This window comes from Gynuella sunshinyii YC6258 (assembly GCF_000940805.1).
GTDB lineage: Bacteria > Pseudomonadota > Gammaproteobacteria > Pseudomonadales > Natronospirillaceae > Gynuella > Gynuella sunshinyii.
On the sequence record NZ_CP007142.1, the window covers coordinates 780,223 to 796,039 of the forward strand.

Annotated in this window: 13 protein-coding genes; 11 read left to right on the forward strand and 2 right to left on the reverse strand. The window is 43.5% G+C overall.

The features are described from left to right. Positions 1–53 precede the first annotated feature (53 nt). Positions 54–455 (reverse strand): globin, encoded by a 402-nt coding sequence (locus tag YC6258_RS03435; RefSeq protein WP_044615809.1) that lies wholly within the window; start codon positions 453–455, stop codon positions 54–56. Between the two features lie 359 nt (positions 456–814). Beyond that, positions 815–1,453 (reverse strand): TetR/AcrR family transcriptional regulator, encoded by a 639-nt coding sequence (locus YC6258_RS03440; protein WP_044615810.1) that lies wholly within the window; start codon positions 1,451–1,453, stop codon positions 815–817. Between the two features lie 393 nt (positions 1,454–1,846). On the opposite strand from YC6258_RS03440, the gene YC6258_RS03445 reads away from it, so the two are divergent. The 11 genes from YC6258_RS03445 (at position 1,847) to YC6258_RS03495 (ending at position 15,719) form a co-directional block, all read left to right on the forward strand. Beyond that, positions 1,847–3,982 carry a pectate lyase family protein gene (locus YC6258_RS03445; protein WP_052830030.1) on the forward strand — a complete coding sequence of 712 codons (2,136 nt, stop codon included), beginning with the start codon at positions 1,847–1,849 and terminating at the stop codon, positions 3,980–3,982. Positions 3,983–4,050: 68 nt separating this feature from the next. Then, positions 4,051–5,283 (forward strand): hypothetical protein, encoded by a 1,233-nt coding sequence (locus YC6258_RS03450; protein WP_144407544.1) that lies wholly within the window; start codon positions 4,051–4,053, stop codon positions 5,281–5,283. An 8-nt stretch (positions 5,284–5,291) separates the two neighbouring features. Further along, the gene (locus YC6258_RS03455; protein WP_144407545.1) at positions 5,292–6,701 is read left to right on the forward strand and encodes a hypothetical protein; all 1,410 of its coding nucleotides are present in this window, start codon (positions 5,292–5,294) and stop codon (positions 6,699–6,701) included. Between the two features lie 113 nt (positions 6,702–6,814). Further along, positions 6,815–7,231: a hypothetical protein gene (locus YC6258_RS03460; RefSeq protein ID WP_044615813.1), complete on the forward strand. Its 417-nt coding sequence runs from the start codon at positions 6,815–6,817 to the stop codon at positions 7,229–7,231. 496 nt (positions 7,232–7,727) lie between these two features. Then, positions 7,728–8,186 carry a hypothetical protein gene (locus YC6258_RS03465; RefSeq protein WP_044615814.1) on the forward strand — a complete coding sequence of 153 codons (459 nt, stop codon included), beginning with the start codon at positions 7,728–7,730 and terminating at the stop codon, positions 8,184–8,186. A 55-nt stretch (positions 8,187–8,241) separates the two neighbouring features. Further along, positions 8,242–8,994, forward strand: a complete 753-nt coding sequence (locus tag YC6258_RS03470; RefSeq protein WP_144407546.1) for a hypothetical protein — start codon at positions 8,242–8,244, stop codon at positions 8,992–8,994. Further along, on the forward strand, positions 8,994–10,376 hold the full coding sequence (locus YC6258_RS03475) for a hypothetical protein (protein ID WP_044615816.1): 1,383 nt from the start codon (positions 8,994–8,996) through the stop codon (positions 10,374–10,376). Before YC6258_RS03470 ends, YC6258_RS03475 begins: the two co-directional genes overlap by 1 nt. Before the next feature lie 63 nt (positions 10,377–10,439). Beyond that, entirely contained in the window at positions 10,440–10,889 is a 450-nt protein-coding gene (locus YC6258_RS03480) for a hypothetical protein (RefSeq protein WP_044615817.1), read from the forward strand. A 30-nt stretch (positions 10,890–10,919) separates the two neighbouring features. After that, positions 10,920–11,654, forward strand: coding sequence for a signal peptidase I (lepB, locus tag YC6258_RS03485; protein WP_044615818.1), 735 nt, complete (start codon positions 10,920–10,922; stop codon positions 11,652–11,654). 229 nt (positions 11,655–11,883) lie between these two features. Then, the gene (locus YC6258_RS03490; RefSeq protein ID WP_044615819.1) at positions 11,884–14,526 is read left to right on the forward strand and encodes a hypothetical protein; all 2,643 of its coding nucleotides are present in this window, start codon (positions 11,884–11,886) and stop codon (positions 14,524–14,526) included. Continuing rightward, positions 14,517–15,719: a fibronectin type III domain-containing protein gene (locus tag YC6258_RS03495; protein WP_144407547.1), complete on the forward strand. Its 1,203-nt coding sequence runs from the start codon at positions 14,517–14,519 to the stop codon at positions 15,717–15,719. Before YC6258_RS03490 ends, YC6258_RS03495 begins: the two co-directional genes overlap by 10 nt. Positions 15,720–15,817: the final 98 nt, after the last annotated feature.

Genomic DNA, 15,817 nt, shown 5'->3' on the forward strand with positions numbered 1-15,817 from the left:
AATCACCGGAAGCCCTTCCTGTGAGGCTGGGCTATATGCAAAACAGGTGTTCACTAATCTTCATACATTCCGGAAATTTTATCTATGATCGGTTGCAGCGTATTGCGCCAGGCCATCTCCAGCGTCGGGCTGAATTCCGGGTCATGACGATCAAGTGTTTCCATCAGGGCATCCAGCCAATGTGCATAATGACGGGGATGTACGTTGAGTGCTTTTCTGCTATGGCTTTTTCCCAGCGCGTTCACCTTGGTATCAGGCATGCCACGGGCATGCATAATTAACACTAATATGCCACTGCGCAGGAGGGATTTCTGGGCCTGCATGTCCGTATTACGGAACATATCCCTGATCTCTTGCGATTTACCGACAAAGATCGAATAAAAATCTTCAAAAAAAACCGGTTTATTGCAGCTTCTGCCGTAACTCTGAAAGACTGCATCTGTTTGACTGCCCATGTTTCCTCCAATGTGTTGATGTGACCTGAATTGATGATAAGGCAGGACCTTTCCCGCAAAAGGTCATTCATCCGGATAGGAGGTTGTGAGAGTGGAACAGATATTTTCTGATGGATAACATTGTATCCAGTACTCATCCCTCTATTGCGACTACTGAATGATTCGGCATAAAAGTGCCTATATCACTCCGCTTTAGCCGGGTCCTTATCTGATTCTGATAGGGTCGGTATTGTTAAAGGGCGCAAATATACTGTCTGATACCAAGAGACAGCAAGCCTGATTCCTGCTGATGTCTATTAAAATAATAAATGGAGTAAAAAAACTTGTTGTCGTAAGACTTTAGACAGCGCGCTGTTCCATTAGAGGTTTGGCACTATTCTGCTATCTGACAGGTAATTGAAAATCAATCTCATACACTGCTGATTAACGTGCTGTTCCAGTTCTGAAGGAGCATCGCCGGTCAGCACGGCCCTTGTTATTCCTGACAGCGTAATACGAATGATTGTGCTGGCTATGGCTGGATCTCGGACAATACTTTCAGGCTCGGTTTTAAGCATTCGGGCGATAGCTGCATCCATGCGTCGTCCTGCTTCCTCAATTAATACAGGGCCGCCGTGATCAACCGAAATGGCATACAAGGCCCTGGTTTCCACTTTGTTTCGGAACTTGGCTGCCAGAAAAGTGTCGACCAGTTCTCTGATCATTTCCGCTAATGGAACGCCTTCCAATTGTTCGCAGCAACGTTCAATAATGTTCACTAACGTCGACAAATTTCGTGACAATGCCGCCGCAAGCAACGCACTGCGATGAGGGTAATATTGGTATAAGGCACCGACTGAAACACCGGCTCGTTCTGCAACACGGGTTGTAGTGCATTTATCCAGCCCTTCATACGCCAGTACTTGGATTGTGGCAATGTGAATGGCGTCAAACGTAATTTGAGACCGTTGTTGGACGGGAGATTTTCGGGGACTCAGATTGTTTGGCAGACCAGTCATGGGAATTTACATTCAAAGCGAAAAAGATTTCCCATCATAAACCAAAAGATGTCGGTAAATAGTGAGCCTACGCACAATGAATAAATTCGTATCATAAACTGTTTGGATGTTCACTAAACCATATACCCATACCTGTTTGTTCGGGATGTTCCTCACATTTCCAACAGTTATGGCATCACTTTAGTCTTCGATTTTGATATTGATGTCATCCCTAATTCAGAATTCAGCGTGGAATCCATCATGTCAACTGCATCGGGTTTCAGTATTTTTAAAATACTACCCCATTATTCCGGGTAATCCTCAACGGGATCACACTGACATATTTGACTCTCACGTAAAAAATCATCTGATGAACACGGTATTTGCTCCAATCATTCAACAGGCAATCGAACTATGATCAAACCTTTGTTATTTATCTCCGGTGTGTTGCTGTTAACGGCATGTGGTGGAGAAGAAACATCCATAAAAATTTCAACCACCGACAAACATGATACTGAATCAAGTATCGATAATACCAATTCCACTCCATCAACCGACGCTGACATCGACACCGCAGATAATTCCGGTAGCAACGTAACTGAGAGTCTTATTATCCAGGAAAACGAAGATGGTTTTTGTGGCCTGGATGGACAGATAGAAAAAGAACATACCGGCTTTACCAGTATGGGGTATGCCAATACCGATAATATAAACGGCGCCGAAATTCGTTGGTCTGTGAACGCCAGTGAAGCCGGTAGCTATGCGGTAAAAATCCGGTATGCCAATCGTAATAATGAAGCGCGTCCAGGTAATTTCTGGGTGAATGGCACGGTGGTCAGTTTATTGGATATTGGAACCACTGGCGATTGGAGCCAATACGTTGACTCCGGCGAGGTTTCTTTGTCTCTGAACAAAGGCAACAACTCCATTACTTTAAAAGCAACAACAGAGGGTGGTTTGCCAAATGTTGATTATATTCAGATACTGAGTTCGACCGTTTCACCAGGTAATTGTTCTGGTTCTGATGCCGAAGATAATCAAAATGATAACAATAACCCGGACGATGGCAGCAGTGGAAGCGATGATACGGGCAATAACGGCGATGGTGATCAGGAAACACCTTCCGTGACCGCCGGGTGTGAAGAGCTTATCAAAAATCCCGCGATTAACTGGCGGGAATCAGCGTTGCAATCTGATCAGGAAATAGTCGCCTGCTTGTCTGAAAGCCTTGGGCGGCCTGTAGGTTTTGGCGAAAACACCACTGGCGGTTATGATGCTAATGGAAGTAGTCATCTGGTTGTCATTCACAAAAATACATCGGAGACAGTTGAACAACAGCTGTTCAATGCCATCAGCAGTTCAGACTATAACTGGATAGTATTTGATAAGCGTGATTTTGCTGAAGAAACAGATATTTCCCTGCATCGTCTGTTTTGCTCTGACAATGCCGTACTGGCCGCACTTGACAATGCCTCTGAAGCAGAGTGCCAGAACCCGAAACTGTGGTGTGAAAATCATAACGTTTCAACGGACAATTGCCTGGCAACATTTTATAACGACCGTTTGAATGACGCATCCTTGCCTATTCGTAATCGCATGATTGACTCCAATACCACTATCGATGGTCGTGGCGCCAATGCGTATATGTTGTTTAACGGTTTTTCGATTGGTAGCGACAGTAAAGGGACATCAACTCATATATCCGAAAATGTGATCATCACCAATATGGAATTTCGCGGTGCCGGTCATACTGAAGACCACAACCTCGACCCCGATATGATCCGTTCTACTGGTGAGTCCCATAACATCTGGATTCACCAGAATACTTTTGATACCACAGGTGATTCAGCCTGGGATATTAAAGTCGGGGCGTATGACATCACCTTATCCTTCAACAAACTGATCGATGTAAAGCGTGCCGGACTCATGGGCTCCAGTGACAGCCGAACCATCAATGAACAGATAAAAGCTACCATGCATAACAACCTGTTTGTGACCCTTGATCAGTATTACAGCGATAAGAAGTTCGATACGTTACGCCGGGTGCCACTGATGCGCAGAGGTCAGGCGCATATGTTTAATAACGTTTTCTACGGCTACCGCAAAGATATTCTCAGTGTACGGGTAGGAGGACGTATTCTGTTCGAAAATAACATGGTGCTGAACAATGCTGCTGAAGCTGCGGCAAAAAAAGATGATATGTCCTACTTCATCAACACCCTGATGCGCGACTTTCGCGAAGGTGGACTGGAAATCCGCGACAGTTCAGTCTGGTTCTCCGACGCAAGCTGCCAACTGCAGGGAGAGCCCGGTGACCTGACAGCCTCTCATGGCAGCACCCCCGAAATGGCACAAAGTTACAGTGCACGCTCCCAGGAAGTTATTCAAAATAACCAGTTCAGTGTTGGTCAGGACTTGGCCGATTATCTGTATGCTACCACCGGTAAAGGTGGAGAAATTCCATATCTATCACCTTATGCCCAGGATCGTTACAGCGTTATCAGTTTGGCACCGGAGACCTGCCAACAGGAAAGCAAAGCAGGGCACTGATGCCTAAATAGCAAGCCATTCAAGCCGGAATGTCATTTCCGGCTTGCTCAATACCCTCAGAATACAATGTGATTGTCAAACGGCCCGTTCCGAATGATGATAACCACTTCAAATTTGTTACATATGTCCATGCCGTATATCTCGCCAAACGGCTCGATAGCGACGAGTCTGTTAAAAGGTTTTTGCAGCTTTTGATTAAGATTGAGGATGATATTCTCGCCAAAGTGCCCAATGATGTAAGTGCCTTCAAGGCTAAGGAGCATATTCGTGAGGTTATAGGTAGGCTTGGTGAGGACTATAAAAATTTATCTACCGATGATCTTAGAACGACAGTTAAACAGCAGAAAAGTTCTTACATTACTGCACAGATTGTTGCCTATCACCTTGCCGATGAATCGGATGAGATCATGCGGGCATTTCGCCGTTATCACTGCACCCGTAGTATGACAGATTTTGGTGGATTGAGAGATCAGTATTCAGAGGGTGTAGATGTATTGGATGCATTTTTCAGGGAAATTGGAGAGTTGGCTACGTTGGTGGAAGACACTGGCAAGTTTAATCCGGAAGCCAAGTCGGGCCTGATTCGGGTTTTGAAAGAGCTTGGACTAGAAGCGAAAAATGGCTCGTCAGTGAAAAAGTCCATAGGAGCCACAGAAGTGATCATGACGATCCGAAAACTGAGTCAGATTGCTGGTGTCCGTATAGAAGGGCTTGAAGTTCGTAAAGTATTTAACCTGGCATCAGGCGAATTTGAACGCCGGGTGGATATCGTGTTCAGTAAAGGTGGGCGGTTGTTTAACCTGGAAAGCAAAGCCTGGGATTTAACACCGGAAAAGATATCTGACTATTTGTGGATGAGTTTTAAATGGACGGTGACAAGAACAAAAGTGACCGATGCCAATGGTAATGTTACGCGAGTGGTTCTGGATCCGGAAAAAGGCAAACGTGGCCAGATGTTTATAGACATAGCTTCGAATTTGAAGGCTGCAGTTATTAAGACAGTGGATGCAGATAATAATGTGATTTTTCAGGTAGACCAGTCAAAAATTATGAATTTTCTTCAGTTTGATGGCCGGACCTCGCAAGAGGACATTGAAAAGGTTATTACAAGTTTATTAGACACCATAAAGAGAAAACCGGGAGAGTTGACTGCATTGGTGAATGCAGTGGGTGATATTGATTTAAAAGATCTTGCTAAAGGCGAGGACGGTTATGAGGTAGTTGGAGATCTTCTTGAGGATTTATTGAAGAAATCGATATACAACCAAGATGGCTTCAAAAGCTATATTGACGTTTTATGAGGTTTGATATGCAGGTTATTTATTTCTATGATTATTTGACAAATTTATTAAATAATGTGGATAAGTCCGTCGTTGATTTTGAATGTAATTATTGGTTTTTTGATCAGAATCGAATAAAAATAGATTGGTCTCTGTATAAGAAAAAACTTTACCAAGTAGAAAATTACAGAAATCAACTTAAGTATTACGATGATGATAAAAATGTAGTGTTGGTAGATGGTAATAAGCAAGAGCGTATAAGAGATTTTCCTGACCGGATTAAAGGCATAAATGGACGAGGCACATGGGTATATGACAATAACGTTTGGAGAAAAATAGCCCGCGCTAACTCTGCACCAGAAATCATGATTTATGACCAAGACCAGGACGTACTTTTTGAGGCAAAAGTGCAGAAATTTTTCTACGCAGGACCAGATGGTTGTATCGTCACAGAAAATGGAAAACTAGTTAAGCGTTCATTAAATGGAGAGGTTGTATGGCAAAAAACAGTTCATGAGCATCATGCGGCAAGTCATTATTGGCCTGGAAAAAATCTGTTTTTTATAAATGATTTAACGCTACCAGATTGCCGACTATGTCGATTGGACTCAGGTGAAGAATTATTCTCGCTACCGTGGCTGCCTGGTTCAAAACAATTTAAGTTTCATGGCGATAATGCTTATCTTCTAATGGAAAATCATCTCTATATTTTCCACTGCAAAGAAGAACCGCAATTAACTGCTGATGTCATACTGGATAGTGCAATCGATCCTGACCAGTTTTATTTTCTAAATGACTACTTTATTTCCGTATCCAAAAGTAAGCATCTCAGTATTATCAACCGCCAGAATTACCAGTTACTAAAAACCATAGATGTCAGTCAGCTAGATGATGGAATTAGAGGCATTGTATGTAATGAAAATGGCATCTATTTTATGCTGACACACCGCCACGAAAACGATGATGCCATTACCAGAAGCAAAAACCTCAAAGCTGTCAAAGTCGTGCATACGACCATAGAAGAATTACTCAGCTCTGATGAGTTGACATTGGAAGCAGAGCACCTCAATTGCCAGCAATTTATTGTTGAACCGTCTCCGGATCGGGAAGGCATGCAGGTTCGTATTGTGCCTGAGTCCAGCCTGGATTTTGATACCCTGAGCCGGCACTTGCCAATAGGCGTATTTAGAGCAGCTTTCAGTCATGGCCACTACACGCGCAAAAATGTGTTCTTGGAAGGCAAGCCAACGCTGAAGGATTTTAACGGCGTCATTATGATAGATTTAAGTGAATACTCGTTGCAGCCAAAAGAGGTGGAATTTTTGAAAGGGCTGATTGATCGGGTCGAAAACGATGTTGATCAAGCTTGGTTGGGATCGGAATCCGGTGAGTATGGTATACATATTCGTACCAATCACCCAGGCTTACTGGAAGATTAATAAAGTCGCAACATAGCGAACAATAATACAGGCGTTGTTTTTTCATGATGAAGATTGTGATGTGTTTCTTCAGGAAGGGGCAATGTGTTACGCAATATCTGTGAGAGTTTAATATGTCTGTGGAAATCAGTTACTATGGTTATTTCGTGTGTCAAGGCAATCGGGATATTAAACATGTTCTGAAGAATGAGGCGTTGCTTGGCAAGTATCCGGACATTGATTGTCAGCTAATCAAGATAGCTGATCGGGATTATTTCACGATTTCAGGATATGACTGCGACTACTATTGGGAAGAGATTATTGGCCCGCTTGCAGGTGTTCTCCCTGATCAATATGTCATCATGACAGTATGCGATTTTGATGTTCATATTAACGCGGCTATAGACTCAAATGCCTACGATGGCTATATACCGTGGAAAAACTATTTTGAAATACATGAAAACTCGGGCACGATGATTGAGCAACTGGATATGATTGAAGAACAGTTAACAGGCGGCTCTGTTAAATTGCAAAAAAATCCACGTTACTGACTGTGTTGAAGAGAAGGTTATTGTTGACTGGCAGAGCATTCTGTAGCGAAACATTACCTGACATCCCCTGGACGAATAATGCTGAGCTGATTCATCGATAACGACCTCCATACAGGTGCTCGTGTTCAAATCACCGGTCCCTCTGTTTACGATTGGGCGTCAGAAAAAAGCAGTCAGTTTGAGAACGGCAGCCTGGAAGCTTCAGTGACTGTTCCAGCAAGTGGTAAAGCAACCATTCGATTTTCCACTAACCCGTCGGCCTTTGCAGAATATCGGCAACGTCAAACGGAATGGTATGCGCGGCATTACAACTCGCCATACTTTAAACGTGTCTATGCGGACGGTGGCAGTTGTGAGAGAGTGGGTGGTGACATGCCCGATTCTTTCGGGAGTGCCATGGGAGAGGTAGAGTCTTTCTACAAGACAATGGCAGACTGCCAGTTATTGCCTAAAATTCAAGAAACTTTTATCACGTTTACTTCTTCTCATCGGTTGGATGAAATATACCTATATTATTCCGAAGGATGAACTGGATGACGCGATTTTTGAACCGACCGCTCAAAATGATGATAACCCCTTCAAACTGTTTAAATCTGTCTATGCGGTGGACATTGTCAAATGGCTGGACAACGACGAGTCTGTTAAAAGGTTTTTGCAGTTTTTGATTAAGATTGAGGATGATGTTAATGATAGCCTGGATGGCATGGGCGTTGCCAAAGGACTGGTCAAGAGCCATATAGGTAAGGTGATATCGAAGGTGGGTAATGATTTTAAAAACCTGTCTACCGATGATTTGAGAACATTGGTCAAACAGCAAAAAAGCGCTTATATAGTAGCTCAGATAGTCGCCTATCATGTGGCGGGCGAATCAGATGAATTAATGCGGGCATTACGACGTTTTAGCTGTACACGAGGAGGTTGCGATCTGGGGGGGGCTTTCCAGACTCTACGATGATGATGGCATAGAGGCTCTAGATGCTTTTTTCAGGGAGTTTTCGGATCTTGCTACCTTGATGGATGATGCCAGTAAGTTTTCCGCAGAAGCCAAGTCTGGATTATTCCGGATGATCAGTGAGATGGGATTGGAGAAAGGCGGCAAGTTTGCGGAAAACAAAGCTAAAGGTGCCACAGAAGCCTTCATGATGATGAAAAAGCTGGCGCTCATGGATGGAGTCAAAATAGAAGGTGTTGAATATGGCCGTGTTATTAACCTTGCCACTCAAAAATACCATCGGACGGTGGATTTGGTTGTGAGTGTTAATGGTCGTACCATCAATATTGAAGTCAAAGCCTGGAACCCGAACCGGGAAAGGGGTATGGCTGGTTTTGCCGATAGCCTTTGGTCCAGCATGAAACGTCAGCCCGTGGTAGAAGATGGTGAAGTGATTGAAGGTATGACACAAGGTAAGCTGGGGCAGGCGTTTGCGGATATGGCAGAGAATCTGAGTGTGGCTTTCAAGAAGACGGATGATGAATTAGGTACTACGTATATTGACGAAAGTAAACTGCTGAATGTTCTACAGTTTGATGGGCGGTTTACAGAAGCCAATAAAGCAGAATTAATTGAGTTATTCAGGAAGAAATTTGAAGAAGGATATTCAGGAGAATTAAATACATTGATTAAAGCTACGGGTAACCCGGAGCTTGATAAGATATCTAAGGGTACTAATGGAGAAACGGAAGTATTGAAAATCTTGGAAGAGCTGTTGCAAAAGTCAATATATAACGCTGACAGCCTGAAAACATATATAGGTGGCTTATAATGCAGGTTTACTATTTTTACGATGCTTTTTTATCTGTTTATTCAAACTTGAATGCCACGGTTTTTAAGAATGAACGTTTGGGATATTGGACATTTGATGAAGGCAGTCTAAAGATTGACTGGTCATTGTGTTTTAAAGATGTTTATCGGCATGAAGATATTTTAAATAATTCTTTGATATACAAAACAGACAACAATGAGTTTTTTTCAGTAAGAGGTGATGAACACTTTAGGGAATCTCAATTACCGGTCAAGATTTGCAGTAAAGATGATTTCTATTACTGGGGATACAGAAATGAGGTTTGGATAAGAGGATATTTCGGTAACACTAAAAAGGATATAAAAGTTTATAATCCTCAGTCTACAAAGATTCTAGAATTCTATGCAGATAAGTTTCATTATGCTGATACAACCGGATGTGTTTTTACCACAAAAAACAAACTGATTAAGTTGAATTACGATGACAACACCGTATGGGAACTGGAACTCAATGAGCGCCATAATGTATTCGCTGTTTGGCATGAGAAGCGGTTAATGATGGTTCCTGATGCCACCGCGCCAGATTTTAAAGTGATACATTTGGATACCGGTCAGGAAATATACTCATGGCCATTGGTGAAGGGGCTCAAAAAATTCATTGCCACGGCCGATCTGGCTTATTTTTTCATGGGACATGTGTTGTATGTGTTAAGCTACGATCAAAATACTTTCAACGTATTGAATCGGATTGAATATGAGCCATCTTTGGAGGTAGACAAGTTATATCTGCTTAAAAAATATCTGGTCGTTATTACTCAAGACAAACATATTTTTGTGATAGATCGAGAAGGTTATCTGCAGATTAACAAAATAGAAGTTTCTGTGTTAGCCAAGCAAGTTACTATTAAGGAGTGTAACGAAGACGGTACTTTTCTAGACATTGGTGACAACGATATTGGGTGTACCAGGATCGCATATGCCACGATAGAAGAACTTCTAAATTCAGACCAATTGCAGCTCACAGAAGAGTTCCTTAATTGCCAAACGTTTACTCCCGAACCAGACCTGGATCGGCCAGGGCTGCGTGTTCGGGTTGTGTGTGAATCTGATTTGGACGTCGATACGTTATGCCGGCATTTGCCTATTGGATTGTTCAGGGCAGCTTATGAATATGGAACCTGTCTTGGTCCTGGCTATGTTGAAGACAAATATGAGCTGCCAGATTTTAATGGGACTATTTTTGTGGATTTAAGCGAATATACCTTGGCAGACAGAGAAATAGATCTGCTTACGGCTTATATCGAAAAGGTCCACTCCAAGATTGACTTTGATGGCTATGGCACGCCAGATAAAAAACGAGTCGCCCGAGTGAAAACCAATTATCCGGGTTTGTTTGATCAATAATTTTTTCAAGGATCTCCGCTTTGGCTTCCATACCAGCACATAACACAATAAAAGGTCATACCCATGTCAGATGATTTGTCCGGTGAAATTGCCTTCTTTTTAGCGAAAGCGCCAGTCATGATGTATTTGTTGGTAACAGACTCTGGTGAAGACCAGCCTGTCTCCGATCACGAGCCGCTGAAACAAATGCTTTCTCAAGGTAAGTATGACCTGCTTCGATCATTTATCGATGCATCCGGTTTGCCGGTGGATGCCATTCTCATCACTGCCACCCTTGAAAATGAAGACCCGCTGGCGTACCTGGCGAATGTGCGTAAAGTAGCGGATGCGGTGCTTCCCGAGAATATTGCAATACTCTTTAAACAGCTGCTTATTACCTTCGGCAAAGACTGCCTGACGGGATCGGGGGATGTGTCAGAACTGGCAAAAAATCCACATGGCCTGGCGTGTTTGAAAGCACTGGCGGCCGCATCTGCAGCCTTGGGATTATACGATGCCTCCGAACAGGGATAAATCTCGTTGGCTCTGAATGTGTTTTGAGTAATGATCAACATTGTCGCCAAACTGATCACCTTACTGACACCCTATGGTGTAATTGCGCAAGTGAGCATAAAGCGTTTTTTACTGTGCTCATGCTTCCCAATAGGGTTCCTGCTGCTGCTCATTCTGACAAGAGCAATATGTTATAAATCCGTTCTACTTGTTCTGATCATCGTACTGATTGTATGGTGGGTTGCAGGTTATCTTGTCAATATTCGATTCTCTGTCAGCAATTCACTTCTGCACCGTGGTAAAACCATACTGAGCTTGTTGTGTTTTTGCTGCGTTTTGAGTGTGTTACTGATGACATTCGTTTACCGTCAAGCAGTAGCCGGTGTGGATATTGTCGTGGTCAAATCAGTCTCCATGGAACCGGCTTTGTGCGATGGTGATTTAGTCGTGGTGAATGCCTGGTTTTCTGAATCACAACTCCATAAAGGTGCTGTAGTCACGTTTACTGATCCTCAGTATGCATCTTATGAATTAATCAAACGAATCGTAGCTATCGAAGGTGATGCGATTCATTTTGCCTATGATGGTTTCGATGTTGCCGATAAAAATACTGGAAACATTCCAGATAACTATCGAACTATTTCCAGAGATCACTACTTTCTTGTGGGTGATAATTTATTAAACAGCCGGGATAGTCGGCAATTCGGGCCGGTCGATTTGAAATCCATTAAAGGTATATATCAATACAAGATAAAAAATACCTGTCCTCCTTCCAATAGAAATTAAAAATACGATCAACGGTTACTCTGAGAAAAACGCTAACGATTGGTTTATGACGACGACCATTCATATTTCAAATAAACCTCGGCTAACTGTAAGGACCGCTTTTCCTCACGGTATCATCAAAATTAAACAGCGATAACCTGTTTGAAACCCGGGGCTGCTCTGAGGCCACCGTTCAGGGCGTCTACCTGAGTTAATCTGGGCCGAACGGAAATACACCATCGAAGCGGGTATGACCCAAGATACCGATGTTGAATATTTGATTGGTTACGAAGGCGCGGGCGAGGCGGACGATACCTATATCCAGATCTACACCGAATGGGTAAATCAGGACGGTACAGCGATCCCGGACGCGTTGGCCGATTATGGGTTTACAGGACGGGTGGCTTACAGCGCCAGTGCCCACGAACTTCAGGATGCCAGTCAGGTGGGCACCGCCCGATTCAGCATCAAACCCGGCACCCATGCCCAGGTGATCCGCCTGCCCGGCCAGAATTGGGGCAACCAGCATTTTTACGTGCAGGCGTTTGGTGTGCCGTATGGCGAATACCAGGACTTTGCGCTGGGGAGTCAGAGCCGGGGGTTGGACTCGGATAACCTGAGTGGTGTGGCTGAGAATGCATATCGTCCGAAGCGGTTTGTTCCGGTGAAGGTACCGGTGTATGACGAAGAAGCCAGTTTGCTGCAGGAGCAGGCATTCTTTATCTACAAAAATGAGCAAATGGGCGCAGGGGTTGATCCAGACACATTGGACAAGCCTGAAGGACTATATACCTGGATCTCCAGACCGGAATATCAGTTCAGTGTGTACGACCTAAGTGTCAGTCAGATCAATGTGCAGAACCAGCAGGAAGATGGGAGTATTGAAAGCACTAATATTCTGGAACAAGACAATGCAGTACTGCCACTCAATGGCACGCTGGAAATCTTATACGACTTGGCTGTGGGTGGTGACAAGCTACCCACCTATACCAGTGATGGCAGTTCTCTGATTCTCAATGTTGCTGGTAAAGAAGTGAAAATGTCCGTGACTGAAAACGGCAGCTTGGCATTTAACGACTTGTCCCAGATCAGCTATCTGGGCTCTGAGGATTATCTGATGATCAGCATCTACAGTAACCAGGATGCCGCAAATATTCTTTGGGAGTATGTCGCTAATGGCGCCATCTTTATTGAAAAACAAGACCCGGACTATAAAGATCTACCTCTCAAGTGGGATGATTATTATCCCGCCATAGGCAATAAAACCTTGGTGATCCGCAGCGCAGACACATCGGATGCCATGATAGGACGAACGATCCGCGCCACTATTTTGCACCCAACCGGAGACACATCGGTACGAATTCGTGCCAAGGGTGGAGAGGTGACATCCGCCACCACAGCAGAAGCCACATTGGTCAAAGAAGGCCCTTACCTAAGCGCAAAATTTGAGCTGATGGGGAGCAATCTTGAGCCGAGTATTCCGGCGAACCAAAACATGGATAACACTCAAATTCGGTTTGAGCTATTGTCTGCGAATAGCAACACAGCAGAAGAAACCATAGAAGGGATCTGGTATACCCGCAACAATTCCAATGTCACTCTAGAAGAAGTGCTCAGTGGTCAGGCCGTATATCTGTATGACAACAGTGGTCGTGAGAATATTAGCCAGGCTAACCACATCAGTCTGTCCGATGATGATCACAAGCGTTTTGACTATGTGCAAACATTACTCAATCAAATTATTCCAAGAAAACGTTTAGTGTTCGCCAACAATCGTAGTTTCAATTATATGGACGAAGACGGTATTTTTCTGGGAGATAGTCAGACCAAAATAGCGCTGTTTAAGCAACAGTTTCATGTGAATAATACACGGGAAAATACAGTTAATAGCTTTAACAAATTGATGAAAGACTACAGTCTGACAGACAGCAGAACTGAGTGGATGAATAAATTTGTGGATAAAATCCTTTTGATTGGGCAACAGCTGGATCAAAGCACACAACCAAATACTGCAGACACTGATGATACGGGTTTATATGAACTGTATCAAAATGCAGTGGTGCCATTCGTGGATGCGATGATTGCCGAAGCGGATTTGTATGCTGGCGATGCCGGAGACAGTAATAATACGGTTCCAACAGATCAATGGGTCGCTCGAACGGGCGAGGACGCAACAGAGCATGGGGCAGATATGAGCTATTGTTTTGGGTGTAAACAGACGATAGCGCAATTTAATAGTACAGTGGTGAATTGTCGGGCAGAGACGGCTGCCCAGATTCAGGCCAGAGAAGCCGATGCCAATCAGACAAACTATCGCGGACATGTGACGGTGGATGCAGAGGGCAATTGTGCGGTAGCGACTACGGGTGGTGGCCGTTGGGCTGGGTTGTACAGTTCTTATCGGGGCCGTGGAGAATGGTCTGTATGGCATGCAGGGGCCGAAAATTCGGAAGGATTTAATCCAAAGTACTGGTCTGGCATTGATTGCAGTGGACTGGTGGAGAAAGCTGTAAATGCAGGTCGAGACGATGTACAAGATTTGGCGATAAGCATTCCGAGAGGCCCGGGGTTGACTGGATCACAAGGATTTTTTGAGAATAATGCACATGTTTATTTTACTAATTATGATACGGATGGCGAAGGTGCGCATCCTCATGAGCAAAAGCTCAGGAAAGGCGATTTAGTGAGATATAATAAGCATGTTTCAATAGTGTATAGTGATCCGAACTCAGTGACGGGATATTCATATCAGATTGTCCATGCATATGGGAATCATATGTATGATGACGATAAAGATCGTGATACGCCTCCTTTATTTTCTCGAAAAGTAATCGTAACTCGCCATGATATAAAAACTCCAACTGGCTTTGGGAGAATCAAGCTATGGGACTAAGAATTTCAGTAACACTGCTACTCGTGTTTTTTTTAAATACGAGCGCTTTAGCAGAGTGGTTGGATGGCAATGTTCTTATTGCTGGTACTTGGGGGGATGAAGAAAACCAGTTCGGTATACTATATGAAGATACATCTGATACTTTGCCTGGCCCATATGATATCTCAGGTATGGGGAACATTGTTATGGCAGATAAAGTAAATGGGCGATTTAAGATTTATGCTTCTAATGGTTTATTACAGTCTATAGTTGTTCCGCCTGTAAATCGGCCGTCATGGTGGACCATTGTTCCAGTATTTGTTGGTGAAAAAATTTCCCTTATTTTGGATAATTTTTATTTTTATGACTTAACTGGTGATTTAATAAATACGACCGCTAGTCCCAAAAAGGCTCGTAAAGATCAAGATGTTGATAATGTCCTATATATATATCAAACGAAGCCAATCGATCAGTGGGTAACGTATTCTCAAACAGGCGATCTATTAAATACGTACGCTCAGAAGCCTCTCATACTCGGCCGAATTTCTGATCATATTTTTGTGTATGACGAAAAGAAGCAACATACAACCACCGTTCAATTCGACGATAATTCATGGACCCTCGTGGGGAAATATGGAGATTGTTTTCAACGTGATGATGCTGGCCATTTATACTGTGTCAGTGATCGCTATGTCACTCGTTACAATCAGTGTGGTAAAACAGTGGCTCGGCTTGCAATTCCTGAAGACGATATTACGGTTATCCCCAATAATGTTCCGGGTGTTGAAGATCAGTGGATCGTAAATTCCGCCTACATGGATCTTAAAATCGATGCCCATGGAAACGCCTATGCCACACGCCGAACCCCGGATAATTACTCCCTGGTTAAATGGACCTGGCAGGATTCCGATAACGACAGAAACGATGGTCCCGACGCACCGATTAATCTGATTGCCAAACAACTGGATGCTGGAACGATTGAATTGGAATGGGAAGGATCGTTACAAGATCCTGGGTGTGTCAGTGGTTATAAAGTTTCTCGTACCGAAATCTCAGGTGATAAAGGCACGGAAATTCTATCCTTGGGAACAGGTGTCCGAAAGGCTTATGACACCAACATAGAAGCAGGTAAAACGTATTATTATCGGGTACAGGCTTTATCGGGAGTCAGTGATTCAGATTTGTCGAACGAGGCAGTCATTACAACCGAATAAAAAATAAAATAGACAATACATATGACGGATATGGCGGAACAGTGCCAACACAGAATCCCATAAGTCATCAAATGAACCCGAATGGTATTCATTTTTTA